The 23,209-nt window shown below is 67.1% G+C and carries 21 protein-coding genes; 17 read left to right on the top strand and 4 right to left on the bottom strand.

All coding sequences use genetic code 11. The features are described from left to right. Positions 1-5: 5 nt before the first annotated feature. Positions 6-530: an ureidoglycolate lyase gene (locus KDW55_RS19675; protein WP_069241919.1), complete on the top strand. Its 525-nt coding sequence runs from the start codon at positions 6-8 to the stop codon at positions 528-530. Between the two features lie 105 nt (positions 531-635). On the opposite strand, the gene fur is transcribed toward KDW55_RS19675, so the two are convergent. After that, positions 636-1,064: a ferric iron uptake transcriptional regulator gene (fur, locus tag KDW55_RS19670; protein WP_006400349.1), complete on the bottom strand. Its 429-nt coding sequence runs from the start codon at positions 1,062-1,064 to the stop codon at positions 636-638. A gap of 142 nt (positions 1,065-1,206) precedes the next feature. Here fur and KDW55_RS19665 point away from each other — a divergent pair, with 142 nt between their 5' ends. The 9 genes from KDW55_RS19665 to KDW55_RS19625 all read left to right on the top strand — a co-directional run bounded on the left by KDW55_RS19665 (position 1,207) and on the right by KDW55_RS19625 (position 10,624). Further along, the gene (locus tag KDW55_RS19665; RefSeq protein ID WP_040143392.1) at positions 1,207-2,004 is read left to right on the top strand and encodes an outer membrane protein assembly factor BamE; all 798 of its coding nucleotides are present in this window, start codon (positions 1,207-1,209) and stop codon (positions 2,002-2,004) included. Between the two features lie 65 nt (positions 2,005-2,069). Continuing rightward, positions 2,070-2,867: a 4-hydroxy-tetrahydrodipicolinate reductase gene (gene dapB, locus KDW55_RS19660; protein WP_040143393.1), complete on the top strand. Its 798-nt coding sequence runs from the start codon at positions 2,070-2,072 to the stop codon at positions 2,865-2,867. Between the two features lie 20 nt (positions 2,868-2,887). Beyond that, the gene (locus KDW55_RS19655; RefSeq protein WP_040143394.1) at positions 2,888-3,556 is read left to right on the top strand and encodes a MotA/TolQ/ExbB proton channel family protein; all 669 of its coding nucleotides are present in this window, start codon (positions 2,888-2,890) and stop codon (positions 3,554-3,556) included. A 22-nt stretch (positions 3,557-3,578) separates the two neighbouring features. Further along, positions 3,579-4,034: a biopolymer transporter ExbD gene (locus KDW55_RS19650; RefSeq protein ID WP_069240967.1), complete on the top strand. Its 456-nt coding sequence runs from the start codon at positions 3,579-3,581 to the stop codon at positions 4,032-4,034. A gap of 410 nt (positions 4,035-4,444) precedes the next feature. Further along, positions 4,445-7,039: a leucine--tRNA ligase gene (gene leuS / locus KDW55_RS19645; RefSeq protein WP_040143396.1), complete on the top strand. Its 2,595-nt coding sequence runs from the start codon at positions 4,445-4,447 to the stop codon at positions 7,037-7,039. A 38-nt stretch (positions 7,040-7,077) separates the two neighbouring features. Continuing rightward, positions 7,078-7,632, top strand: a complete 555-nt coding sequence (gene lptE, locus KDW55_RS19640; protein ID WP_040143397.1) for an LPS assembly lipoprotein LptE — start codon at positions 7,078-7,080, stop codon at positions 7,630-7,632. Between the two features lie 18 nt (positions 7,633-7,650). Continuing rightward, positions 7,651-8,745, top strand: coding sequence for a DNA polymerase III subunit delta (holA, locus tag KDW55_RS19635; protein WP_212160898.1), 1,095 nt, complete (start codon positions 7,651-7,653; stop codon positions 8,743-8,745). A 167-nt stretch (positions 8,746-8,912) separates the two neighbouring features. Continuing rightward, the gene (locus KDW55_RS19630) at positions 8,913-10,184 is read left to right on the top strand and encodes a glutamate-5-semialdehyde dehydrogenase (RefSeq protein WP_209821404.1); all 1,272 of its coding nucleotides are present in this window, start codon (positions 8,913-8,915) and stop codon (positions 10,182-10,184) included. 17 nt (positions 10,185-10,201) lie between these two features. Beyond that, on the top strand, positions 10,202-10,624 hold the full coding sequence (locus tag KDW55_RS19625) for a CopD family protein (protein WP_144245423.1): 423 nt from the start codon (positions 10,202-10,204) through the stop codon (positions 10,622-10,624). Between the two features lie 90 nt (positions 10,625-10,714). Here the strand turns inward: KDW55_RS19625 and KDW55_RS19620 are convergent, their stop codons facing one another. Continuing rightward, positions 10,715-11,563 (bottom strand): MurR/RpiR family transcriptional regulator, encoded by an 849-nt coding sequence (locus KDW55_RS19620; RefSeq protein ID WP_040143401.1) that lies wholly within the window; start codon positions 11,561-11,563, stop codon positions 10,715-10,717. 294 nt (positions 11,564-11,857) lie between these two features. On the opposite strand from KDW55_RS19620, the gene edd reads away from it, so the two are divergent. The 4 genes from edd to KDW55_RS19600 all read left to right on the top strand — a co-directional run bounded on the left by edd (position 11,858) and on the right by KDW55_RS19600 (position 16,460). Further along, the gene (gene edd / locus KDW55_RS19615) at positions 11,858-13,714 is read left to right on the top strand and encodes a phosphogluconate dehydratase (RefSeq protein WP_040143402.1); all 1,857 of its coding nucleotides are present in this window, start codon (positions 11,858-11,860) and stop codon (positions 13,712-13,714) included. Positions 13,715-13,733: 19 nt separating this feature from the next. Beyond that, positions 13,734-14,360, top strand: coding sequence for a bifunctional 4-hydroxy-2-oxoglutarate aldolase/2-dehydro-3-deoxy-phosphogluconate aldolase (gene eda, locus KDW55_RS19610; RefSeq protein ID WP_040143403.1), 627 nt, complete (start codon positions 13,734-13,736; stop codon positions 14,358-14,360). A gap of 221 nt (positions 14,361-14,581) precedes the next feature. Next, on the top strand, positions 14,582-15,943 hold the full coding sequence (locus tag KDW55_RS19605) for a GntP family permease (RefSeq protein ID WP_040143404.1): 1,362 nt from the start codon (positions 14,582-14,584) through the stop codon (positions 15,941-15,943). A gap of 13 nt (positions 15,944-15,956) precedes the next feature. After that, entirely contained in the window at positions 15,957-16,460 is a 504-nt protein-coding gene (locus KDW55_RS19600; protein ID WP_040143405.1) for a gluconokinase, read from the top strand. Between the two features lie 93 nt (positions 16,461-16,553). Here KDW55_RS19600 and KDW55_RS19595 read toward each other — a convergent pair whose 3' ends face one another. Further along, a complete protein-coding gene (locus KDW55_RS19595; RefSeq protein ID WP_212198017.1) occupies positions 16,554-17,201 on the bottom strand; it encodes a TetR family transcriptional regulator in 648 nt (215 codons plus the stop codon). 274 nt (positions 17,202-17,475) lie between these two features. On the opposite strand from KDW55_RS19595, the gene KDW55_RS19590 reads away from it, so the two are divergent. After that, positions 17,476-18,897: an FAD-dependent oxidoreductase gene (locus tag KDW55_RS19590; protein ID WP_059547835.1), complete on the top strand. Its 1,422-nt coding sequence runs from the start codon at positions 17,476-17,478 to the stop codon at positions 18,895-18,897. A 72-nt stretch (positions 18,898-18,969) separates the two neighbouring features. Here the strand turns inward: KDW55_RS19590 and purB are convergent, their stop codons facing one another. After that, on the bottom strand, positions 18,970-20,358 hold the full coding sequence (gene purB / locus KDW55_RS19585) for an adenylosuccinate lyase (RefSeq protein WP_059547833.1): 1,389 nt from the start codon (positions 20,356-20,358) through the stop codon (positions 18,970-18,972). Positions 20,359-20,605: 247 nt separating this feature from the next. Between purB and KDW55_RS19580 the strand changes: the two genes are divergently transcribed. Together KDW55_RS19580 and KDW55_RS19575 are read left to right on the top strand one after the other, a co-directional pair. Beyond that, positions 20,606-21,559 carry a LysR substrate-binding domain-containing protein gene (locus tag KDW55_RS19580; RefSeq protein WP_040143409.1) on the top strand — a complete coding sequence of 318 codons (954 nt, stop codon included), beginning with the start codon at positions 20,606-20,608 and terminating at the stop codon, positions 21,557-21,559. Between the two features lie 285 nt (positions 21,560-21,844). Beyond that, positions 21,845-23,131 carry a Glu/Leu/Phe/Val dehydrogenase gene (locus tag KDW55_RS19575; protein WP_040143410.1) on the top strand — a complete coding sequence of 429 codons (1,287 nt, stop codon included), beginning with the start codon at positions 21,845-21,847 and terminating at the stop codon, positions 23,129-23,131. Positions 23,132-23,209 lie beyond the last annotated feature (78 nt).

Here is a 23,209-nt window from a genome sequence, read left to right as displayed (position 1 = left end):
TCGGCATGAGCGGACCCCACATCCTGCGCGTCGAGCGCCTGACCCGCGACGCGTTCGCACCGTTCGGCGACGTGATCGCGCTCGAAGGCGCGCGGCACTTCCCGATCAACGGCGGCACGACCGAGCGTTTTCACGATCTCGCGACGATCGACGTGTGCGCGGACGGCGGCCGGCCGCTCGTCAGCGTGTTTCGTGCTCAGCCGCGCGCGCTGCCGGTCGCGATCACGCTGATGGAGCGCCATCCGCACGGCAGCCAGGCGTTCATCCCGCTCGCGGCGGTGTCGCGCTACGCGATCGTCGTCGCGCCGGCCGGCGAGTTTCGGCCCCAGGCGATGCGTGCATTCCTCGCCGAAGGCTGGCAGGGCGTGAATTACGCGAAGGGCGTCTGGCACCATCCGCTGCTTGCGCTCGATGCGGTCAGCGACTTCGTGATCGTCGATCGCGGCGGCCCGCAGCCGAACTGCGACGAGATCCCGCTCGACGACGCGTGGACGCTCGAGTTCGAGCCGGCCTGTGCCGGCGCGGCCTGACGCGCGGCGCACGCGGCCACTGACTTTTTCGTTCCTGTCCGAAAGCAACACGGCCCGGGCGGCGGGATGCCGGCCGGGCCGTTGCGTACGCGCGCAGCGCGCGGATCAGTGTTTGCGGTGCGGGCAGTTCTCGGTGGTGCAGGAACCGTACATCGCGAGCGAGTGCTCCTGAAGCCGGAAGCCGCGTTCCTTGGCGATTGCCTGCTGGCGGCTTTCGATCTCGGCATCGAAGAATTCCTCGACGCGGCCGCAATCGAGGCAGACGAGGTGATCGTGGTGCGAACCTTCGTTCAGTTCGAACACGGCCTTCCCGGATTCGAAGTTGCTGCGCGACAGCAGGCCAGCCTGCTCGAACTGCGTCAGCACGCGGTAAACGGTGGCGAGCCCGATGTCCAACTGCTCGTTGAGCAGATTGCGGTAGACGTCTTCGGCCGTCAGGTGACGCACCGGGCTTTGCTGGAAGATCTCGAGAATCTTGAGGCGCGGTAGGGTGGCCTTTAGCCCGATATTCTTGAGATCCGTCGGATTGGTCATGGCTAGGCATCCCTAGAGTACAATGCAGGGCTTCAATGTTACCGGCTTTTGGCCGTTCCAGAAACACGCGCGGCCTGCGCAGCGGGCCAGCACGGTGAAGGAAATGTTCCCGGAATCCCTTTCGCACTTTCAGAGGAGTCGCATGCGGAGTGCCATCATCGCTGCCGCCGCCGTTGCCGCGCTGGCTGGTTGTTCGTCGTACGACAGCGTGACGCAGCGCATCGCGCAGAGCATCACGCCCTATCGGATCACTGTCGTGCAGGGCAACTTCGTGTCGCAGGAAAAGGCCGCGCAGCTGCAGGCCGGGATGACGCGCGAGCAGGTTCGCGCGCTGCTCGGCACGCCGCTGCTCGCGGACATGTTCCATGCCGACCGCTGGGATTACCTCTTCTACTTCAAGCGCGGCTCGACGTCGGTCGTCCAGCAGCGCGACCTCGTGCTGACGTTCGCGGGCGATCGCCTCGCGAGCTGGACGGGCGCCGAAAACCTGCCGTCCGAACTCGACCTGCTGGCCGATATCGACGGCGATCGCGGGGGCAAGAAGGCGAAGGCCGCGGCTGCCGCGAAGAAGGCATCCGAAGCCGCGGCCGCCGCGAGCGCCGCGCAGGCTGCCGCTGCGGCGAGCCCGGCCACCGTGCCGGCGTCCGGCGCGGCGGTCGATCAGGATGCGAACGCACAGGCGGCGCGCGCGGCAAACCGCGCGACCAACCAGGTGTCCGGGCAGGGTTCAGGTTCGCGCCGGTTCACGCCGGCCGCGCAGGCCACGGGCGGCGCGCCGGTGCCGGGCGGCCAGCCGCCGGGCGCCGCGCCGGCGATCCAGCCGCAGTTCCAGTTCCATCGTCCGCCGCAGCCGAACGTGTCGAACGAGGCGTCGCCGCCGGTCGGCCCGCAAGGCTCGGACAACCTGCAGAACCAGCCGCTCACCGCACCGGCGCAGTAAGCGGCCGGCATGCGGAAACAGGGCGGCATGCGCCGCCCGCCTTTAGACCTGTCGTGTAGAAAGCCATGAAGATTGCGATTGCGGGTGCATCGGGCCGTATGGGCCGGATGCTGATCGAAGCCGTTCTCAACGATTCCGACGCGCAGCTCGTCGGCGCGCTCGACCGCGCCGGTTCGCCGTTTCTCGGCCAGGACGCCGGCGCGTTCCTCGGCAAGGAAACCGGGATCAAGCTGACCGACGACCTCGATGCCGTTTTCGCGCAGGCCGACTACCTGATCGATTTCACGCGGCCGGAAGGCACGATCGCGCATGTCGCGGCCGCGCTGCGCCACGACGTGAAGCTCGTGATCGGCACGACCGGCTTCACCGCCGAGCAGAAGGCCGAGCTGCAGGCCGCGGCAGGCAAGATCGGCATCGTGTTCGCCGCGAACATGAGCGTCGGCGTGAACGTCACGCTGAAGCTGCTCGAATTCGCGGCGAAGCATTTCTCGCACGGCTACGACATCGAGATCATCGAGGCGCATCACCGTCACAAGGTAGACGCGCCGTCGGGCACCGCGCTGATGATGGGCGAGGCCGTGGCCGGCGCGCTCGGGCGCTCGCTCGACGACTGCGCGGTGTATGGCCGCCACGGCGTGACCGGTGAACGCGATCCGTCGACGATCGGCTTTGCGGCCGTGCGCGGCGGCGACATCGTCGGCGATCACACCGTGCTGTTCGCCGGGATCGGCGAGCGGATCGAGATCACGCACAAGTCGTCGAGCCGCGTGTCGTATGCGCAGGGCGCGCTGCGTGCGGTCCGTTTCCTGTCGGCGCGCGGCGCCGGCCTGTTCGACATGCAGGACGTGCTCGGCCTGCGCTGACCCTCACGGGGGAAACTCCGATGGCCATTCCCACCGGCGTTGTCCACTACCTCGAAAGCGGCGATGCGATCACGCATGCCGTCGCGTACGTGCTGCTGGCGATGTCCGTCGCCAGCTGGTGCTTCCTGCTGACGAAAGCCTGGCTGCTGGTCCGCGCGAAGCGGCAGGGGCCGCGCGCGCTCGCCGCGTTCTGGCGCGCCGCGTCGCTAGACGCGGGCATCGACGCACTCGCCGGCGCCGACCGCGAGCGCGTGTTCGTGCCGCTCGCCGAAGCCGCCCGCGACGCGGCCGACGCGCACGATCCGGCCGCGCTCGCCGCGCGGGTCGAGCGCAGCGAACGCGTGCTGCGCGCGCTGCGTCACGCGATGCTGCGTTCGCAGCGACGCCTCGAATTCGGCCAGGTGCTGCTCGCGTCGATCGGCAGCACCGCGCCGTTCGTCGGATTGCTCGGCACCGTGTGGGGCATCTACCATGCGCTCGGCAGCATTGCCGCGAGCGGGCAGGCGCAGATCGAGAACGTCGCGGGGCCGGTTGGCGAGGCGCTGATCATGACCGCGTTCGGGCTCGTCGTCGCGATTCCGGCGGTACTCGCGTACAACATCCTCGGTCGGCTCGTGCGCCAGCTTGCCGAGGAACTCGACGGCTTCGCGCGCGACCTGCACGTGTTCGTGTGCGCGCAGGGCGCCTGATTCGCGGCCAGGAGGAACGATCATGGCATTCGGCGGACTGGAGCACCACAAGACGTCCGCGCCGATGGCGGAAATCAACATGACGCCGCTGATCGACGTGATGCTCGTGCTGCTCGTGATCTTCATCATCACCGCGCCGCTGATGACGCACGCGATTCGACTCGATCTGCCGAAGGTCGCGGCGAGCGTCGCGCGCGACACGCCGCAGTCGGTCACGCTGTCGATTGACGACGCCGGCAAGCTGTACTGGGATGACACGCCCGTCGAGCTCGACGCGCTGCCCGCGCGCTTCAAGGCCGCCGCCGCGGGCGCGGCACCGCCGGAGCTGCGGCTGCGCGCGTCGCGCGCGACCCGCTACGACGTGATCGCGCAGGTGATGGGGGCCGCGCAGGCCGCCGGCCTCACACGGATCGGCTTCGTCACCGACGTGCCGCCGGCGGGCGCCGCAGCGCCCGCTGCGTCGGGCGCGAAACGCTGACGTGCCGAGTTACCCACCAAGCCGCCGAGTCGCCAAGTCGCCAAGTCGCCAAGTCGCCAAGTCGCCAAGTCGCCAAGTCGCCAAGCCGCCGAGCCGCCGAGCCACGGAGTCGCCGAGCTAACGAATCACCGAGTCACTGGCCGCCCGCGCGTGGCGCACAGGCAGAAATGCACGCTGGCCGCCGAGACCGGCCGTACCGGGTGCCGCGAACGGTATAATCGTCGTTTCCGCCCGGTCGGCAGGGTTTCGCCGGGTAAGCTGGAGATCCTCCAGGTTACCCGGCGAATATCCGCACCATGAGCAGGTCCGAGATCCGTGAGCCTGCACCCGCCGCCGGGCTGCCCGATTTTCGTCCACTTCCGCGTGCCCGCCGCGTGGCGCGCCGCTTAAAGCCTAGTCCGAACCACACCATGCACGAGAGATACGTACCCGCCGACGTCGAAGCCGCCGCCCAGGGCGACTGGCGCGCAGCCGATGCCTACAAGACGAAGGAAGACTCGCAGAAGCCGAAGTTCTACTGCGTGTCGATGCTGCCGTACCCGTCCGGCAAGCTGCACATGGGTCACGTGCGCAACTACACGATCAACGACGTGATGTACCGCTACCTGCGGATGAACGGCTACAACACGCTGATGCCGATGGGCTGGGACGCGTTCGGGATGCCTGCGGAGAACGCCGCGATGGCGAACGGCGTGCCGCCGGCGAAGTGGACCTACGACAACATCGATTACATGAAGGGCCAGATGCAGTCGATGGGGCTCGCGATCGACTGGTCGCGCGAGATCGCGACGTGCAAGCCGGACTACTACAAGTGGAACCAGTGGTTGTTCCTGAAGATGCTCGAGAAGGGCATCGCGTACAAGAAGACGGGCACCGTGAACTGGGACCCGGTCGACCAGACCGTGCTCGCGAACGAGCAGGTGATCGACGGCCGCGGCTGGCGTTCGGGCGCGCTCGTGGAGAAGCGCGAGATCCCGATGTACTACCTGCGGATCACGCAGTACGCGGATGAGCTGCTGAACGACCTCGACGGCCTCGGCTGGCCCGAGCGCGTGAAGATCATGCAGCAGAACTGGATCGGCAAGAGCTTCGGCGTGAACTTCGGCTTCCCGTACGAACTCGACGGCGAGAAGGCGCTGCTGCGCGTGTTCACGACGCGTGCGGACACGATCATGGGCGTCACGTTCTGTGCGATCGCGGCCGAGCACCCGCTCGCCGCCCGCCTCGCGCAGGGCAAGCCGGAGCTGCAGGCGTTCATCGACGAATGCAAGCGCGGCGGCGTCGCCGAGGCCGACGTCGCGACGATGGAGAAGAAGGGCATCGCGACGGGCTTTTCGGTCACGCACCCGCTGACTGGCGAGCCGGTCGACGTGTGGATCGGCAACTACGTGCTGATGAGCTACGGCGAAGGCGCGGTGATGGGCGTGCCGGGGCACGACGAGCGCGATTTCGCGTTCGCGAAGAAGTACGGGCTGCCGATCAAGCAAGTGATCGCGAGCGAAGGGCAGACGTACTCGCTCGACGCGTGGCAAGAGTGGTACGGCGACAAGGAAACCGCGGTCTGCGTGAACAGCGGCAAGTACGACGGGCTGCGCCATGCGGAAGCGGTCGACGCCATCGCGGCCGACCTGAAGGCCGGCGGCTTCGGCGACAAGCAGGTCACGTGGCGCTTGCGTGACTGGGGCGTGTCGCGCCAGCGCTACTGGGGCACGCCGATCCCGATCATCCACTGCCCGTCGTGCGGCGACGTGCCGGTGCCGGAAGCCGACCTGCCGGTCGTGCTGCCGGAAGACCTCGTGCCGGACGGCTCGGGCAATCCGCTCGCGAAGTCGGAGGCATTCCTGAACTGCTCGTGCCCGAAGTGCGGGGCGGCCGCGAAGCGCGAAACCGACACGATGGACACGTTCGTCGATTCGTCGTGGTACTTCTCGCGCTACACGGCGCCGGACGCCGAGACCATGGTCGACGCGCGCACCGATTACTGGATGCCGATGGATCAATACATCGGCGGCATCGAGCACGCGATCCTGCACCTGCTGTATTCGCGCTTCTGGACCAAGGTGATGCGTGACCTCGGCCTCGTGAAGTTCGGCGAGCCGGCGAAGAACCTGCTCACGCAGGGGATGGTGCTGAACGAGACGTACTACCGCGAGGACGCGGCGGGCAAGAAGACCTGGTACAACCCGGCCGACGTGACGGTCACGCACGACGACAAGGGCCGCCCGGTCGGCGCGACGCTGAACGCCGACGGCCAGCCGGTCGTGCTCGGCGGCATCGAGAAGATGTCGAAGTCGAAGAACAACGGCGTCGACCCGCAGGTGTTGATCGATCAGTACGGCGCCGATACCGCGCGCCTGTTCACGATGTTCGCCGCGCCGCCCGAGCAGCAGCTTGAATGGTCGGGCGCGGGCGTCGAAGGCGCGAGCCGCTTCCTGCGCCGCGTGTGGAGCTTCGGGGCCGGCAATCGCGAAGCGCTTGCCGCGCGTACCGGTTTCGACGCGGCCGCGCTCGGCGACGCCGACAAGGCGCTGCGCCGCGAGATCTACAGCGTGCTGAAGCAGGCCGATTTCGACTACCAGCGTCTGCAGTACAACACGGTCGTGTCGGCCGCGATGAAGATGCTGAACGCGATCGACGGCGCGAAAGGCGCGACGCCGGCCGTGCTGCGCGAGACGTACGGCGTGCTGCTGCGCGTGCTGTACCCGGTCGTGCCGCACATTACATTCGAGCTGTGGAAGGCGCTCGGCTACGCGGACGAATTCGGTCCGCTGCTCGACGCGCCGTGGCCGAAAGTCGACGAGGCTGCGCTCGAGCAGTCCGAGATCGAACTCGTGCTGCAGGTGAACGGCAAGGTGCGCGGCGCGCTGAAGGTCGCGAAGGACGCGAGCCGCGAGGCCATCGAGGCCGCGGCCCTGGCCGACGACGCGTTCGCGAAGTTCGGCGAAGGCAAGCCGGCGAAGAAGATCGTCGTCGTGCCGGGCCGCCTCGTGAACATCGTCGTCTGACGGCCGCAGGCCGTCGGGCGCACACAGAAGGAGCGAAGGTGATCCGCAGATCGTTTTTGATGCTCGCCGCCGGCAGCGCGCTCGCGCTGTCGGCATGCGGTTTCCAGTTGCGCGGCCAGCAGGACTACGCGTTCAAGCACTTGCTGATCGCCGGTGCGCCGGCGCCCGTCGAGGCGCGCCTCGTGCGCCTCGTCGAGGCCGGCAGCGACACGAAGATCGTCAAGTCGGCGGACGATGCCGACGCCGTGCTGCGCATGTGGGAATCGCGCGGGCAGAACACGCTGACGCTCAACAGATTCGGCTCCGCGCAGGAGTATGCGCTGTTCTACACGCTGAACTACACGCTGACGAGCAAGGACGGCACCGTACTGATTCCGCCGAGCGCGATCGCGCTGAACCGTGCGATGACGTATAGCGACCAGTACACGAACGCGAAGGCGCAGGAAGCCGAGATCCTGTACGGCGACATGCAGAACGACGCGGTCGATCAGTTGATGCGGCGTCTCGCGATCGTCCACTCGCTGACGCCGGCGCCCGAGGACGTGGTGCCGGGCGTCGCGCCGCGCGCGCCGCTGCCGCCGCCGCCGCTCTGATCGCGGGCGCACGCACCGATGCAATTGCGACTTGAGGCGCTCGAGCCGCACCTCGCGAAGGGGGTGGCCGGGCTCTACACCGTGTACGGCGACGAGCCGCTGCTCGCGCAGGAAGCGTGCGACCGCATTCGCGGAGCCGCGCGCGCAGCGGGCTTCACCGAGCGTTCGGTGCATACGGTCGAGCGCGGTTTCGACTGGAGCGTGCTGCTCGGCGCGACGCAGGCGATGTCGCTGTTCGGCGAGCGCCAGCTGATCGAGCTGCGCATTCCGTCGGGCAAGCCCGGCAAGGAAGGCGCCGACGCGCTGAAAACGCTTGCGGCCACGCCCAATCCGGACGCGCTGATGCTCGTCACGCTGCCGCGCCTCGACGCGGCGACGCAGAAATCCGCGTGGTTCACCGCGCTGCAGAACGGCGGCGTCGCGCTGAAGATCGATCCGGTCGATCGCGCACAACTGCCGAACTGGATCGGCCAGCGGCTGGCGATGCAGGGCCAGCGCGTCGCGCCCGGCGAAGACGGCCGGCGTGCGCTGCAGTTCATCGCGGAGCGCGTCGAGGGCAACCTGCTCGCCGCGCACCAGGAAATCCAGAAGCTCGGCCTGCTGTATCCGCAGGGCGCGCTGTCGTTCGAGCAGGTGCACGACGCGGTGCTGAACGTCGCGCGCTACGACGTGTTCAAGCTGAACGAGGCGATGCTGGCGGGCGATGCCGCGCGGCTCGCGCGGATGATCGACGGGCTGAAGGGCGAAGGCGAGGCGATCGTGCTTGTGATGTGGGCCGTCGTCGAGGAATTGCGCACGCTGCTGCGAATCAAGCGCGGCGCGAACGCCGGCAAGCCGCTCGCGACGCTGCTGCGCGAGAACCGCGTATGGGGACCGCGCGAGCGGCTGATCGGTCCCGCGCTGAATCGCGTGTCGGAAACCGTGCTGGAAAAGGCGCTCGCGTTCGCCGCGAAGCTCGACCGGCAGGTGAAGGGGCTGTCGGCCGTCACGCCGGGCCGCCGTACGCAGGACGATCCGCCGCCGGATCCGTGGGATGGCCTGTTTCAGCTCGCGATGACGGTCGCCGGCGAGCGCGGCGAGCGACCGCCGACCGCGGGTCGCGTGCGGCGTTAAGCCCGTCCGCGCGCTTCAGCGCACGCATCGCAACCCGCTTACAATGCTTCGATGGCCGGCGCGGCCTTGCTGCCGCCGCGTCGCACGGATGGTTGGCCCGCGGTCGGCCTGCCCACGCTTCTCCACGAATTCACGCCGCGCGAAGCGGCTTGTTTCCGAGTCACACGATGGATATCGATCAGTACATGATGGACCTGGGCCGCCGCGCCCGGCACGCTTCCCGTGCGATGGCGCGCGCCAGCACGGCCGCGAAGAACGCGGCGCTCGATGCCGTTGCGCGCGCGATCGAGCGCGACGCACAGGCGCTGAAAGATGCGAATGCGCGCGACGTCGCCCGTGCGCGCGAAAAGGGGCTCGACGCGGCGTTCGTCGATCGCCTGACGTTGTCCGACAAAGCGCTGAACACGATGGTCGAAGGCCTGCGTCAGGTCGCGTCGCTTGCCGATCCGATCGGCGAGATCGGCAACCTGAAGTACCGCCCGAGCGGGATCCAGGTCGGCCAGATGCGCGTGCCGCTCGGCGTGATCGGGATCATCTACGAATCGCGCCCGAACGTGACGATCGACGCGGCTGCGCTGTGCCTGAAGTCGGGCAATGCGACGATCCTGCGCGGCGGCTCCGAGGCGCTCGAGTCGAACGCGGCGCTCGCGAAGCTGATCGGTGAAGGGCTCGCCGCGGCCGGCCTGCCGCAGGACGCGGTGCAGGTCGTCGCGACGGCCGATCGTGCGGCGGTCGGCAAGCTGATCACGATGACCGAATACGTCGACGTGATCGTGCCGCGCGGCGGCAAGAGCCTGATCGAGCGTCTGATCAACGAGGCCCGCGTGCCGATGATCAAGCACCTCGACGGCATCTGCCACGTGTATGTCGACGACCGCGCGGATATCGCGAAGGCGCTGACTGTCTGCGACAACGCGAAGACGCACCGCTACGGCACCTGCAACACGATGGAGACGCTGCTCGTGTCGCGCGGTATCGCGGCCGCGCTGCTGCCGCCGCTCGGCAAGCTGTATCGCGACAAGCAGGTCGAACTGCGCGTCGATGCGGCTGCGCGCACGGTGCTGGCCGACGCCGGCGTCGGCCCGCTCGTCGACGCGACCGAAGAAGACTGGCATACCGAATACCTCGCGCCGGTGCTCGCGATCAAGGTCGTCGACGGCCTCGACGCGGCGATCGAGCACATCAACCACTACGGCTCCCACCACACCGATGCGATCGTCACCGAGGATCACGACCGGGCGATGCGCTTCCTGCGCGAAGTCGATTCGGCGAGCGTGATGGTCAACGCGTCGACGCGTTTCGCGGACGGCTTCGAGTTCGGCCTCGGCGCGGAGATCGGCATCTCGAACGACAAGCTGCATGCACGCGGGCCCGTCGGACTGGAAGGGCTCACGTCGCTGAAGTACGTGGTGCTTGGACACGGCGAAGGCCGTCAATAAGGCGAGGCGCACATTCGATGGCAATGCTCTGGGTCAAGACGTTCCATATCGTTCTGATCGCCGCGTGGTTCGCGGGCCTGTTCTATCTGCCGCGCATCTACGTGAACCTGGCCATGGAAACCGATCCGGCCGCGGTGCGCCGGCTGCTGCTGATGGCGCGCAAGCTGTTCCGCTTCATGACGATGATCGCAGTGCCGGCGCTCGCGTGCGGGCTGTGGTTGTGGCTCGCGATCGGCATCGGCCAGGGGCAGGGGTGGATCCATGCGAAGGTGACGGTCGTGCTGCTGCTGATCATTTACCACGCGTATTGCGGGCATCTGCTGCGGGTGTTCGAGCGTGGCGAGAACCGCCGCACCGACAAGTGGTATCGCGTGTTCAACGAGCTGCCGGTGCTCGGCATGCTCGCGGCGGTCGCGCTGGTCGTGATCAAACCGTTCTGAGTCCGTTGGCCGGCACCGCCGGCGAACGATGCGCAACGGCGCCCGTCGGGCGCCGTTTTTCGTTTACGCGCGGCGGCGCCCCGCTCTGGCTCACTCCTTCGCCGGATCGTCGATCCGGCGCCGCGTGATCGCTTCCTTCGCACGGCCGACGCGCTCCATCAGCGCCGGGCCGCGCGACAGCGCGACGCCGACCGCGAGAATGTCGCCGATCGCGAGATGCGACATCCGCGACGTCATTGGCGAGAACACGTCGGTTTCTTCCGCCACGTTCGACGCGAGGCTCACGGTCGCGAGTTTCGCGAGCGGCGAATGGCTTTGCGTGATCGCGACGACGTTCGCGCCGCACGCGAGCGCGGAACGCGCGGCCTCGACGATGTCGCGCGTGCGGCCGGTGTTCGAGATCGCGACGACGACGTCGTGCGGGCCGAGCAGCGCCGACGACATCGAGAACGTGTGCGGATCCGAATACGCGACGCTCGGCACGCCGAGCCGAAAGAACTTGTGCTGGATGTCCTGCGCAGCGATGCCCGAGCCGCCGGCGCCGTAGAACTCGATGCGCGACGCGTTCGACAGCAGCGCGATCGCTTCGGCGACGCTGCCCGCGGATAAGCTGTTGCGCACCTCGATCAGCGCGCCGATCGTGCGGTCGAACACCTTGCCGATGATGCCGGGCGCCGGTTCGTCTGGCTCGACGTCGCGGTAGACCGACGACACGCCCGGCGCGACGCTCTGCGCGAGCCGGATCTTGAATTCGCGAAAGCCGCTGCAGCCGAGCGCCTGGCAGAAGCGTGCGATCGTCGGCTGGCTGACGCCGGCGCGAGTCGACAGCTCGGTCATCGCGAGGTCGAGCACCTCGCGCGGCGCGGCGAGGATGTAGTCGGCGAGCTTGCGCTCGGACGGACGCAACTCGGGGCGAATCGCTTCAATGCGGGGCAGCATGGGGCGGCACGTGGAAATCGGGTTCGGATGCGGGAGTGTATCGCAATCGAATTGTAGAAAATCTACAAGAAAATACTAGCGCGTTTATCGGCAATTTACGGAGATGGCGAGGGCGGAAATCAGGGTTTTCACTAGGTGAACCCTTGCTGGTGGCGGGAATATGGGTTGCGAGCTTGCCAGTTCGCATTGCATGCTTGTAGTTTTTCTACTAGACTGCCTTCGTTCGTTCGACGAAGCTCGATCGTCCCCACGATTCCAACCGCCGGTGTCGTCCGGTATACAGGAGCGCCCAGCATGACGTCGCTGCATCCCACCTTGGCGAAGGTCACCGAACGCGTGATCGCCCGCAGCCAATCGACCCGTTCGGCCTATCTGCAGCGCATCGATCGCGCGCAAGGCAAGTTCCCGGCGCGCGGCGCGCTGTCATGCGCGAACCTCGCGCACGGCTTCGCGGGCCTCGAAGGCAGCGACAAGTTCCAGATCAAGGCGATTCGCGAACCGAACATCGGCATCGTGTCCTCGTACAACGAGATGCTGTCCGCGCATGCGCCGTACAAGAATTTCCCCGACATCATCAAGGCCGCCGCGCGCGAGAACGGCGGCGTCGCGCAGTTCGCGGGCGGCGTGCCGGCGATGTGCGACGGCGTCACGCAGGGCAACCCGGGCATGGAGCTGTCGCTGTTTTCGCGCGAGGCCATCGCGATGGGCACGGCGATCGCGCTCACGCACAACATGTTCGACGCGGCGCTCTGCCTCGGCATTTGCGACAAGATCGTGCCGGGCCTGTTGATCGGCGCACTGCAGTTCGGCCACCTGCCGACCATTTTCGTGCCGGCCGGCCCGATGACGAGCGGGTTGTCCAACGACGACAAGGCAAAGATTCGCCAGCAGTTCGCGACCGGTCAGGTCGGCCGCGACGCGCTGCTCGAGGCGGAATCGGCCGCGTATCACGGTCATGGCACCTGCACGTTCTACGGCACCGCGAACAGCAACCAGATGCTGATGGAACTGATGGGCCTGCATCTGCCGGGCTCGGCGTTCATCCATCCGCACACGCCGCTGCGCGACGCGCTGACGGCGGAGGCTGCACGCCGCGTGCTCGACCTCACCGTCGAGCGCGGCCAGTACACGCCGATCGGCCACGTGATCGACGAGAAGGCGATCGTCAACGGGATCGTCGCGCTGCTCGCGACGGGCGGCTCGACCAATCACACGCTGCATCTCGTCGCGATCGCGCGTGCGGCCGGCATCCTGATCGACTGGGACGATTTCGACGAACTGTCGGCCGCGGTGCCGCTGCTGGCGAAGATCTATCCGAACGGCAAGGCCGACGTGAACCATTTCCATGCGGCGGGCGGTGTCGCATTCCTGGTGCGCAACCTGCTCGAAGGCGGACTGCTGCACGAAGACGTGACGACGATCGCCGGCAAGGGGCTGTCTCACTACACGAAGGAGCCGAAGCTGATCGACGGCAAGCTGACGTGGGTGGACGGCACCGCCGAGAGCCATGACACGAAGGTGCTGCGCGGCATCCGCGATCCGTTCCAGCCGGACGGCGGCCTGCGGCTGATGCAGGGCCGGCTCGGCCGCGGCGTGATCAAGATCTCCGCGGTCGCGCCCGAGCACCGCAAGGTGAAGGCGCCGGCGATCGTGTTCGATTCGCAGGAAGCCGTGCAGGAAGCGTTCGACCGCGGCGAGCTGAAGCGCGATTTCGTTGCGGTCGTGCGGTTCCAGGGCGCACGGGCGAACGGGATGCCCGAACTGCACCGTTTGACGCCGCTGCTCGGCGTGCTGCAGGATCAGGGCTTCCGCGTCGCGCTCGTCACCGACGGCCGCATGTCCGGCGCGTCGGGCAAGGTGCCGGCCGTGATCCACGTGTCGCCGGAAGCGCTGCTCGCCGGCCCGATCGGCAAGGTGAAGACGGGTGACACGCTCGTGATCGACGCGGAAGCCGGCATCCTCGACATCGAGGTCGACGAAGCGGAATGGCAAGCGCGTCCGGTCGCGCAACCGCTGCACCAGGCGGAGAACGAAGTCGGCTTCGGGCGCGAACTGTTCGGCGTGTTCCGTGCGGCGGCCGCGCCGGCCGAGCAGGGCGCATCGGTTTTCGGGGCGCTGGTCGGCGAAACTGCCGTCCGCGTCGCTGCATGAATTTCAAGGAGTGTGATCAATGAAGACGATTGCTGAAATCGTGAAGCTGGGCCCGGTGATCCCGGTGCTTGCGTTCGACTCGGTCGAGCAGGGGGAAAACGTGTCGCGCGCGTTGCACGCGGGCGGCGTCAAAGTGCTCGAGATCACCCTGCGCACGCCGGCGGGCCTCGAGGCGATCCAGCGCGCGAGCCAGCTCGCGGACGACATCGTCGTCGGCGTCGGTACGATCACGAAGCCCGAGCACTGCGCGCAGGCGAAGCGCGCGGGCGCGACGTTCGGCGTGTCGCCGGGCCTGACGAAGGACCTGCACCTGGCATCGCTCGACGCGGGCTTGCCGTTGCTGCCGGGCGTGATGACGCCGAGCGACATCATCCAGGCGCTCGAATTCGGTTACGACATCGTCAAGTTCTTCCCCGCGCAGCAGGCGGGCGGCGTGCCGATGCTGCAGGCGTTCCACGGTCCGTTCCCGGCGCTGAAGTTCTGCCCGACGGGCGGCATCACCGCCGAAAGCGCCCCCACTTTCCTGAAGCAGCCGAACGTCGTGTGCGTCGGCGGCTCGTGGCTGACGCCGAAAGCTGCGCTCGCCGCGCAGGATTGGGCGGAAGTCACGCGTCTCGCGCAAGCGGCGAGCCAGCTTACCCGCTGACCTTGTACCGGATGACCGTTTGACCCTCGGCAGACGAGCGCTTAGTGCTTGTTTTACCGAGGGTTTTTGCTGATGGAACCGGTTCTATCCGCGGGCGGTAAAGATAAGTAAAATTCAGCGTCCTCGCGGGGGTGTGTACGCCCGTGTTTCGGAGACCTGCATAGCCGGGCATACTCGCTACAACCCGCCCGGCTTCGAACAATTCCTAGGAGGAGTGCCACATGGGGGCTGTCCAAGGCAGCATGCTGCTCGTATTCACGCTGATCGCGATCGCCGCGCTGATCCTGATGATCGCGCGCTACAAGATCTACCCGTTCCTGGTACTGATCATCGTCTCGCTGGGCCTGGGTCTCGCCGTCGGCATGCCGATGGACAAGATCGTCAAGTCGTTCGAAACCGGCACGGGCGGCACGCTCGGCCACATTGCGATCGTCGTCGGCCTCGGCACGATGCTCGGCAAGATGATGGCCGAGTCGGGCGGCGCCGAACGGATCGCGACTACGCTGATCGACTGGTTCGGTGAAAAGAACATCCACTGGGCGATGATGTTCGTCGCGATCATCGTCGGCCTGCCGGTATTCTTCGAAGTGGGCTTTGTGCTGCTGATCCCGATCGCGTTCAACGTCGCGAAGCGCACCGGCAAGTCGCTGCTCGTCGTCGGCCTGCCGATGGTGGCTGGCCTGTCCGTCGTGCACGGGCTGATCCCGCCGCATCCGGCCGCGCTGCTGGCTGTCCAGCAATACGGCGCCGATATCGGCAAGACGATCGCGTTCGGCCTGATCGTCGGCGTGCCGACCGCGATCATCGCCGGTCCGCTGTTCGCGCTGACGATCTCGAAGTTCGTGAAGCTGCCGGAGAACAATCCGCTCGCATCGCAATTCGTCGATACGCGCACCGACGGCGGCAAGCGCCAACTGCCGAGCTTCGGCATCACGCTGTTTACGATCCTGCTGCCCGTCGTGCTGATGCTCGTCGGCAGCTGGGCCGACCTGGTGTTCGCGCCGAAGTCGCTGCCGAACAACCTGCTGCGCTTTGCCGGCAACTCCGACGTCGCGCTGCTGATCGCCGTGCTCGTGAGCTTCTTCACGTTCGGCAAGCTGCAGGGCTTCAACCGCGACCAGATCCAGAAGTTCTGCGGCGAATGTCTGGCGCCGATCGCCGGCATCACGCTGATCGTCGGCGCGGGCGGCGGCTTCGGCGGCGTGCTGCGCGACAGCGGGATCTCGCAACAGATCGTCGAGACCGCGAAGCATGCGCACCTGTCGCCGCTGCTGCTCGGCTGGTTCGTCGCGGCGCTGATGCGTCTCGCGACCGGTTCGGCAACGGTCGCGATGACCACGGCCTGCGGTATCGTTGCGCCGATCGCCGCCGCGTCGGGCGCGGCGGTCAGCCCGGAACTGCTGGTGCTCGCGACCGGCTCGGGCTCGCTGATCTTCTCGCATGTGAACGACGGCGGCTTCTGGCTGATCAAGGAATACTTCGGGATGACGGTCGGTCAGACGTTCAAGACCTGGTCGTTGCTCGAAACCATCATCTCCGTGCTTGGCCTGGGCTTTACACTGCTGCTGAGCATGGTTCTGTAACAAGGGGTAGTCAATGATTCTGATCGCAATGGGCGTGTCGGGCGCGGGCAAGTCGCGAATCGGCGAAATGCTGGCGGAACGCCTGTCGTGCAGCTATACCGACGGCGACGCGTTTCACAGCGCGGCGAACAAGGAAAAGATGCACCACGGCATTCCGCTGACCGACGACGACCGTTGGCCGTGGCTGCGCGCGATCCGCGCGGCCATCGAGGAAAAGCAGCGTGCCGGCGAGACGGCCGTGTTCACGTGTTCGTCGCTGAAGCGCTCATACCGCGACGTGCTGCGCGGCACCGACACCGACGTGCGGTTCGTATATCTGAAGGGTTCGTTCGACGTGTTGCGCGAGCGCCTGAAGACCCGCACCGGCCATTTCTTCGATCCGTCGCTGCTGAAGAGCCAGCTCGACACGCTCGAGGAACCGGGCCCCGACGAAGCGATCGAGGTCAGCATCGAGCTGACGCCCGAACAGATCGTCGATGAAGTGATGGTGAAGATCGGTCTCGCGCAGCAGCACTGAGCGCGGTTCGCGGCAATCGTCATCCAGCAGTGACACAGGCGCCCGGTTGGGCGCCTGTGTCGTTTACGGGCGCGCAATGCTCGGGCGCAGTGCTCAGGCGGTGCGGGCGCGCCGTGCGATCCCGTCGAGCAGCACGCCGAGCATCGTGTCGTGCACGACGGTCGGGTCGAGCCGCGCATAAAGCGGCGCGGCAGCCTTGACGAGCGGCTGTTCGGTGTCGGACAGCGCGTTCATTTCCGCGAGCTCGACGTCGTTCGCCGGCCGCGTGAGGCCGCCGGCCTCGGCCGCGGCGAGGCCGATCACGCTTGCATACCAGCCGACGCACACCGACGGCAGCGCCGCGGGCGCGATACCGGCATCGGCCAGCGCCCGATGCACGGCTTCGATATGCGCGAGATCGGCCGGGCCGGTGCTCATGTGACGCTGCAGCAGCGCGAACGCGGCCGGATGGCGCAGCGCGAGCGCGCGGTACTGGCGCGCGAGATCGCGCAGCCTGTCGCGCCACGGCAGCGACGGATCGACCGGCACCAGCGAGCGCGACAGCGCGTTCGCGATCGCACGGCTCAGCCCCTCTTTCGACTTGAAGTGATACAGCACGCTCATCGGATCGCAGCCGACCGTCTGCGCGAGCTTGCGCACGCTGAACGCGGCTTCGCCGACTTCTTCGAGCAGCGCGAGCGCGGCGGCGACGATCGCGTCCTTGTCGAGGCCGCGCGGGCCCTGGGCGGGTTTGTCATTCATCGGAACGGGTACGGCGGCGGACTGTAATCTTGACGAAAGCATATTCTACGCTGTAGAATTATTTCTGCGGTGTAGAAATTGGGTGTCCCGGCACCTTCAATGCGTGCTTTCGCACGGTCCGGGATCCAGGCAGACGCAAGCGCGTCCGCCGTCAACACGGGCCATTGCGCCCCTTATCTTCGTTGACACCCAAGTGGAACCGGCTGCCCCACCCGCGAAGCCCAGCAGCAACGAGGCTCTTCGACTGGCGGCCCAAGACCATGCAAGTGCAATCATGACTACCAACAACAAACCCGTGATCCACGGGGAATCGCGTTTCGAGCAGACGCAACTGAACATCGAGAAGGACAACTGGAACTGGTGCGAACCGTCACGCTACGATGGGCCGCAGCCGGCCAACTGGTACGAGGCGTCGCTGTCGCGCCATGAGAACAGCGCGCCGCTCGCACACGATGTGGTGTGCGACGTGCTGGTGATCGGCGCGGGGCTGCTCGGCGCATCGGCCGCGCTGCATCTCGCGGAAGCGGGCGTCGACACGATCCTCGTCGACAAGCATCACGTCGGCTCCGCGGCGTCCGGCCGCAACGGCGGCCAGCTGACTCCGGGCCTCGCGCGCTGGGAAGCGGCCGACATGATCGACCATCTGTCGCACGACGATGCGAAGCGGCTGTGGCGCTTCGCATCCGCCGAATCGATGGACCTGATCGATGCGATCGGCGCGCGTTACGCGCTCGACCTCGATCGCAAGCGCGGCCACGTGACGGCGGCCGTCCATCCGGGCCACATGAGTGCGCTGCTCGACGGCGCAGACGCGCGCCGCCATCTCGGCGACGCCGGCGTGACGCTCGTCGGGCGTCATCAACTGCACGACGAGTACGTGCGTTCGGGCCTCTATCACGGCGCGGCGATCGACGCGATCGGCGGCCAGCTGCATCCGCTCGCGCTGGTGCGCGGCCTCGTGCACGGCTTCCGGATGAACGGCGGCGCGCTGTACGAACGCACCGAGGTGCTGGAACTCGACGAAACGCCGGCGGGCGTCGTTGCGGTGACGCCGGGCGGCACGATCACGGCGCGTCGCGGCGTCGTGCTCGCGCTGCACAACACGACGTTCCGGCTGCTCGACGACGGCGCGGCGACCACCGTGCCGTTCTTCACGTACGTGAGCGTGACGGCGCCGCTCGACGTCGACGTCGCGACGCTGGTGCCGGCCGGCATGCCCGTCTACGACACGCAGTTCCAGATCGACTACTACCGGCCGGTGCGCGGCAACCGGCTGCTGTTCGGCGGGCAGGGCACCGGCACGTGCTGGGCGCAGCCGGACGTGAACGCGTATCTGCTGACACGGCTGAACACGGTGTTTCCGCAGCACGACGGCCGCTTCGCGCTCGACTACTGCTGGAGCGGCGTCAGCGATTTCACGCTGAACGGCGCGACCGACAGCCGCAAGACCGACGGTCGCGTGCCGATGTACATGGTGCAGGGCTGGAGCGGCCACGGCGTTGCGCAGACGGTCCGGATCGGCAAGGCGATCTGCGACGACTTCGTCGGACGCAACGACGATTTCTCGATGCTGACCGGTATCGACCATCGCGAGATTCCGCTCGGCCGGCAACTGTCGCCGATCGCGATTCCCGCTGCGAAGGCGGCGATGAGCGTGATGAGCGCGCTGAACCCTGGGCGCATGATCTCGTTCTGACCGGCGAAAAAACAAAAAGCCCGATGCGAAGCGATTCGCATCGGGCTTTTTTCCGTCCGGCGACGGCGGCGCTTACGCGATCCGCTTCGCGAGTTCGACGGCCTTGCCGATGTACGACGCAGGCGTCATCGCGAGCAGGCGGTCCTTCGCATCCTGCGGGATCGCGAGCGTGCCGACGAATTCCTGCAGCGCTTCGCGGGTGATGCCCTTGCCGCGCGTCAGCTCCTTCAGCTGCTCGTACGGGTTCTCGATGCCGTAGCGGCGCATCACCGTCTGCACCGGCTCCGCGAGCACTTCCCAGCAGTTGTCGAGATCTTCGTTCAGGCGCTGCGGGTTCACTTCGAGCTTGTCGAGGCCGCGGATCAGCGAGTCGTACGCGAGCAGCGAGTAGCCGAGCGCGACGCCCATGTTGCGCAGCACCGTCGAGTCGGTCAGGTCGCGCTGCCAGCGCGACACCGGCAGCTTGTCGGCGAGATGGCGCAGCGTCGCGTTCGCGAGGCCGAGGTTGCCCTCCGAGTTCTCGAAGTCGATCGGGTTGACCTTGTGCGGCATCGTCGACGAGCCGATTTCGCCGGCCTTCGTCTTCTGCTTGAAGTAGCCGACCGAGATGTAGCCCCACACGTCGCGGTCGAGGTCGAGCAGGATCGTGTTCGCGCGGGCGACCGCGTCGAACAGCTCGGCCATGTAGTCGTGCGGCTCGATCTGGATCGTGTACGGGTTGAACGTGAGCTTCAGGCGGTTCTCGATCACGTCGCGCGAGAACGCTTCCCAGTCGAATTCCGGATACGCGGACAGGTGCGCGTTGAAGTTCCCGACCGCGCCGTTCATTTTGCCGAGGATCTCGACCTTCTCGATGCGCGCGATCGCGCGGTCGAGGCGCGCCGCGACGTTCGCGAGTTCCTTGCCGAGCGTCGTCGGGCTGGCCGGCTGGCCGTGCGTGCGCGACAGCATCGGTTGTTCGGCGTGAGCATGCGCGAGCGCGACGAGGCGCTGGTGGACCGTGCGCAGCGCCGGCACGATCACGTGCGCGCGCGCGCCGGCGAGCATCATCCCGTGCGACGTGTTGTTGATGTCTTCGGACGTGCACGCGAAGTGGATGAATTCGCTGGCCTTCTCGAGTTCGGCCTGGCCCTTCACCGATTCCTTCAGCCAGTATTCGACGGCCTTCACGTCGTGGTTCGTCACGCGCTCGATTTCCTTGATGCGCGCGGCGTCGTGCGCGGTGAAGCGCTCGGCGAGCTGCAGCAGGAACTGCTCGGACGCTTCCGAGAAGCGCGGGACTTCAGCAAAGCCGGCGCGCGACAGCGCGATCAGCCAGTGCACCTCGACGGTGACGCGGTGGCGCATGAACGCGGCTTCGGAGAGCCAGTCGCGCAGCGCTTCGGTTTTGCTGGCGTAGCGGCCATCGATGGGCGAGAGCGCGGTGAGGGCGAAAAGCGTATCGGGACGGGTGTCGGACATGATCGGGCAGGGCCTTTTGCGGCCGGGGCGAACGAGGGGAGGAGAATCCGGCATTTTACCATCGGCGCGCGTCGATTCCGGCCGAACCGGTCCGGCCGCCGATCCATCGGACGAGCGGCCCCGCGCGGGTGCCGGGCCCGCCGGGCGACGGGCGCGCCGCGGCGGTTCGCCGTACAGCCGGCGGCCTGTTTCGCCCGCCGGTAGAATGCAGGCTTCTTCCCGACCGCCGCCCGCCGCGCCCGCCTGCATGGAACTCAAATGGCTCGAAGACTTCGTCTCGCTCGCGGAAACGCGCAGCTTCAGCCGGTCCGCCGAGCTGCGACACGTGTCGCAGCCCGCGTTCTCGCGGCGCATCCAGGCGCTCGAGGCATGGCTTGCGACCGAGCTGATCGACCGATCGGTCTATCCGACGCGGCTCACGCAGGCCGGCCAGATCTTCTATGAGCAGGCGCTGACGATGCTGTCGCAGGCGCACGAGGCGCGCACGCTGCTGCGTGGCCACGTCGGCGCGCCGGTGCCGACGATCGAGTTCGCGGTGCCGCACACGCTGTCGCTCACGTATTTCCCGCGCTGGCTGCAGCGGATCGAGGCGAAGATGGGGCAGGTCCACACGCGGCTGCGCGCGCTGAACGTACACGATGCGGTGCTGTCGCTCGTCGAGGGCGGCTGCGATCTCGTGATGGGCTACCACCACCCGAGCCATCCGGTCGCGCTCGATCCGGCCCGCTACGACATGCTGGTGTTGGGCAGCGAGCCAATCAGCCCGTTTTCGGCGCCGGGCCGCGCGGGCCGGCCGCGCTACACGCTGCCCGGTGCGGCCGATGCGCGCGTGCCGTATCTGTCGTATACGCCGAACGCGTACCTCGGCCGGATGACCGAAGTCATCGTTGCGAATGCGCCGACGCCGCTGTTCCTCGATCGCGTTTATGAAACCGACATGGCCGAAGGGCTGAAGGCAATGGCGCTCGCGGGCCACGGCGTCGCGTTTCTGCCGCACAGCGCGGTCGAGGACGCGATTGCGAGCGGCCGACTGATCCGGCTCGACCGTTCCGCGCGCGGCGGCGCGCATCCGTTCACGCTGACGATGGAAATCCGCCTGTACTGCGACAAGCTCGCGCTGCAGGGCGACGATCCGCGCCAGAAGCTCGTGCGGGCGCTGTGGGACGTCGTGCGCGACGAGCTGCGCGAAACGGGCGGTTGACCGGCGCCGGCACGATCGGCGCGACCGCGTGCGGCGCTCGCGCGGCTGACGACGCGCTTGCGGCGCCTGTCGGACCGCCGACCACCGCACGTTCCGCGTCATTCGACATCGTTTCCGCGCGTCGTCGATGCACGAGCGATCGCGGCCGTTCTTGCGCAAATCGACCGCGGATTTGCGAAAAATCCCGATCATGCAAGAAACGCATAATCGAATAAGCAAACGGCATTGGATAAAAAAAACGGGTTTTTCGACAATGTGCGCAATCCGTTGAACGTTGGAGCATCCATGTCTTCGCAACTGCAGTCCATCCCGTCCTACCTGCACGCCGACGATCTCGGCCCGTGGGGCAACTACCTTCAGCAGGTCGATCGCGTCGCGCCGTACCTCGGTTCGCTGTCGCGCTGGCTGGAAACGCTGAAGCGTCCGAAGCGCATCCTGATCGTCGACGTGCCCATCGAGCTCGACAACGGCACCGTCGCGCACTTCGAAGGCTATCGCGTGCAGCACAACGTGTCGCGCGGTCCGGGCAAGGGCGGCGTGCGTTACCACCAGGACGTGACGCTGTCGGAAGTGATGGCACTGTCCGCATGGATGTCGGTGAAGAACGCTGCCGTGAACGTGCCGTACGGCGGCGCGAAGGGCGGCATCCGCGTCGACCCGCGCAAGCTGTCGCGTGGCGAGCTCGAGCGCGTGACGCGCCGCTACACCAGCGAAATCGGCATCATCATCGGGCCGAACACCGACATTCCGGCGCCGGACGTCAACACCAACGAACAGGTGATGGCGTGGATGATGGACACGTTCTCGATGAACCAGGGCCAGACGTCGACCGGCGTCGTGACCGGCAAGCCGATCTCGCTCGGCGGTTCGCTCGGCCGGAAGGAAGCGACGGGCCGCGGCGTGTTCGTCGTCGGCTGCGAAGCGGCGAAGAAGAAGGGCGTCGAGATCGAAGGCGCGCGCATCGCGGTGCAGGGCTTCGGCAACGTCGGCGGCATCGCGGCGAAGCTGTTCCAGGAAGCGGGTGCGAAGGTGATCGCGGTGCAGGATCACACCGGCACGATCTACCAGCCGGCCGGCCTCGATTCGAACAAGCTGCTCGACCACGTCGCACGCACGGGCGGCGTCGCGGGCTTCGAAGGCGCGGAGCCGATGCCGAACGACGAGTTCTGGACGGTCGAAACCGACATCCTGATCCCGGCGGCACTGGAAAATCAGATCACCGAGAAGAACGCATCGAAGATCCGCACGAAGATCATCGTCGAAGGCGCAAACGGCCCGACGACGACCGCTGCGGACGACATCCTGAGCGCGAACGGCGTGCTCGTGATCCCCGACGTGATCGCGAACGCAGGCGGCGTAACCGTGTCGTACTTCGAGTGGGTGCAGGACTTCTCGAGCTTCTTCTGGACGGAAGACGAGATCAACCACCGTCTCGAGCGCGTGATGCGCGAAGCGTTCGCCGGCGTGTGGGCGGTCGCGGAAGAGCACAAGGTGTCGGTGCGTACGGCGGCGTTCATCGTCGCGTGCAAGCGCATCCTGATGGCGCGCGAAATGCGCGGCCTGTACCCCTGATCGGGCGTCGCCGGCCGGCCTCGACGGGCACGGCCGGTTGACTTCGATCGCACCATGACGCAATCCACGCGATTGCGT

This window comes from Burkholderia sp. AU19243 (assembly GCF_018148075.1).
GTDB classification, from domain to species: domain Bacteria; phylum Pseudomonadota; class Gammaproteobacteria; order Burkholderiales; family Burkholderiaceae; genus Burkholderia; species Burkholderia latens_A.
This window is presented reverse-complemented; position numbering and strand designations above follow the sequence as displayed.

What these genes read in the sequence shown, in the direction of transcription:
- KDW55_RS19675 (WP_069241919.1), top strand. Translation starts at nt 6, where the DNA reads ATGAGCGGACCCCACATCCTGCGCGTCGAGCGCCTGACCCGCGACGCG.
- fur (WP_006400349.1), bottom strand. Translation starts at nt 1,064, where the DNA reads ATGACCAATCCGACGGATCTCAAGAATATCGGGCTAAAGGCCACCCTA.
- KDW55_RS19665 (WP_040143392.1), top strand. Translation starts at nt 1,207, where the DNA reads ATGCGGAGTGCCATCATCGCTGCCGCCGCCGTTGCCGCGCTGGCTGGT.
- dapB (WP_040143393.1), top strand. Translation starts at nt 2,070, where the DNA reads ATGAAGATTGCGATTGCGGGTGCATCGGGCCGTATGGGCCGGATGCTG.
- KDW55_RS19655 (WP_040143394.1), top strand. Translation starts at nt 2,888, where the DNA reads ATGGCCATTCCCACCGGCGTTGTCCACTACCTCGAAAGCGGCGATGCG.
- KDW55_RS19650 (WP_069240967.1), top strand. Translation starts at nt 3,579, where the DNA reads ATGGCATTCGGCGGACTGGAGCACCACAAGACGTCCGCGCCGATGGCG.
- leuS (WP_040143396.1), top strand. Translation starts at nt 4,445, where the DNA reads ATGCACGAGAGATACGTACCCGCCGACGTCGAAGCCGCCGCCCAGGGC.
- holA (WP_212160898.1), top strand. Translation starts at nt 7,651, where the DNA reads ATGCAATTGCGACTTGAGGCGCTCGAGCCGCACCTCGCGAAGGGGGTG.
- KDW55_RS19630 (WP_209821404.1), top strand. Translation starts at nt 8,913, where the DNA reads ATGGATATCGATCAGTACATGATGGACCTGGGCCGCCGCGCCCGGCAC.
- KDW55_RS19625 (WP_144245423.1), top strand. Translation starts at nt 10,202, where the DNA reads ATGGCAATGCTCTGGGTCAAGACGTTCCATATCGTTCTGATCGCCGCG.
- KDW55_RS19620 (WP_040143401.1), bottom strand. Translation starts at nt 11,563, where the DNA reads ATGCTGCCCCGCATTGAAGCGATTCGCCCCGAGTTGCGTCCGTCCGAG.
- edd (WP_040143402.1), top strand. Translation starts at nt 11,858, where the DNA reads ATGACGTCGCTGCATCCCACCTTGGCGAAGGTCACCGAACGCGTGATC.
- eda (WP_040143403.1), top strand. Translation starts at nt 13,734, where the DNA reads ATGAAGACGATTGCTGAAATCGTGAAGCTGGGCCCGGTGATCCCGGTG.
- KDW55_RS19605 (WP_040143404.1), top strand. Translation starts at nt 14,582, where the DNA reads ATGGGGGCTGTCCAAGGCAGCATGCTGCTCGTATTCACGCTGATCGCG.
- KDW55_RS19600 (WP_040143405.1), top strand. Translation starts at nt 15,957, where the DNA reads ATGATTCTGATCGCAATGGGCGTGTCGGGCGCGGGCAAGTCGCGAATC.
- KDW55_RS19595 (WP_212198017.1), bottom strand. Translation starts at nt 17,201, where the DNA reads ATGAATGACAAACCCGCCCAGGGCCCGCGCGGCCTCGACAAGGACGCG.
- KDW55_RS19590 (WP_059547835.1), top strand. Translation starts at nt 17,476, where the DNA reads ATGACTACCAACAACAAACCCGTGATCCACGGGGAATCGCGTTTCGAG.
- purB (WP_059547833.1), bottom strand. Translation starts at nt 20,358, where the DNA reads ATGTCCGACACCCGTCCCGATACGCTTTTCGCCCTCACCGCGCTCTCG.
- KDW55_RS19580 (WP_040143409.1), top strand. Translation starts at nt 20,606, where the DNA reads ATGGAACTCAAATGGCTCGAAGACTTCGTCTCGCTCGCGGAAACGCGC.
- KDW55_RS19575 (WP_040143410.1), top strand. Translation starts at nt 21,845, where the DNA reads ATGTCTTCGCAACTGCAGTCCATCCCGTCCTACCTGCACGCCGACGAT.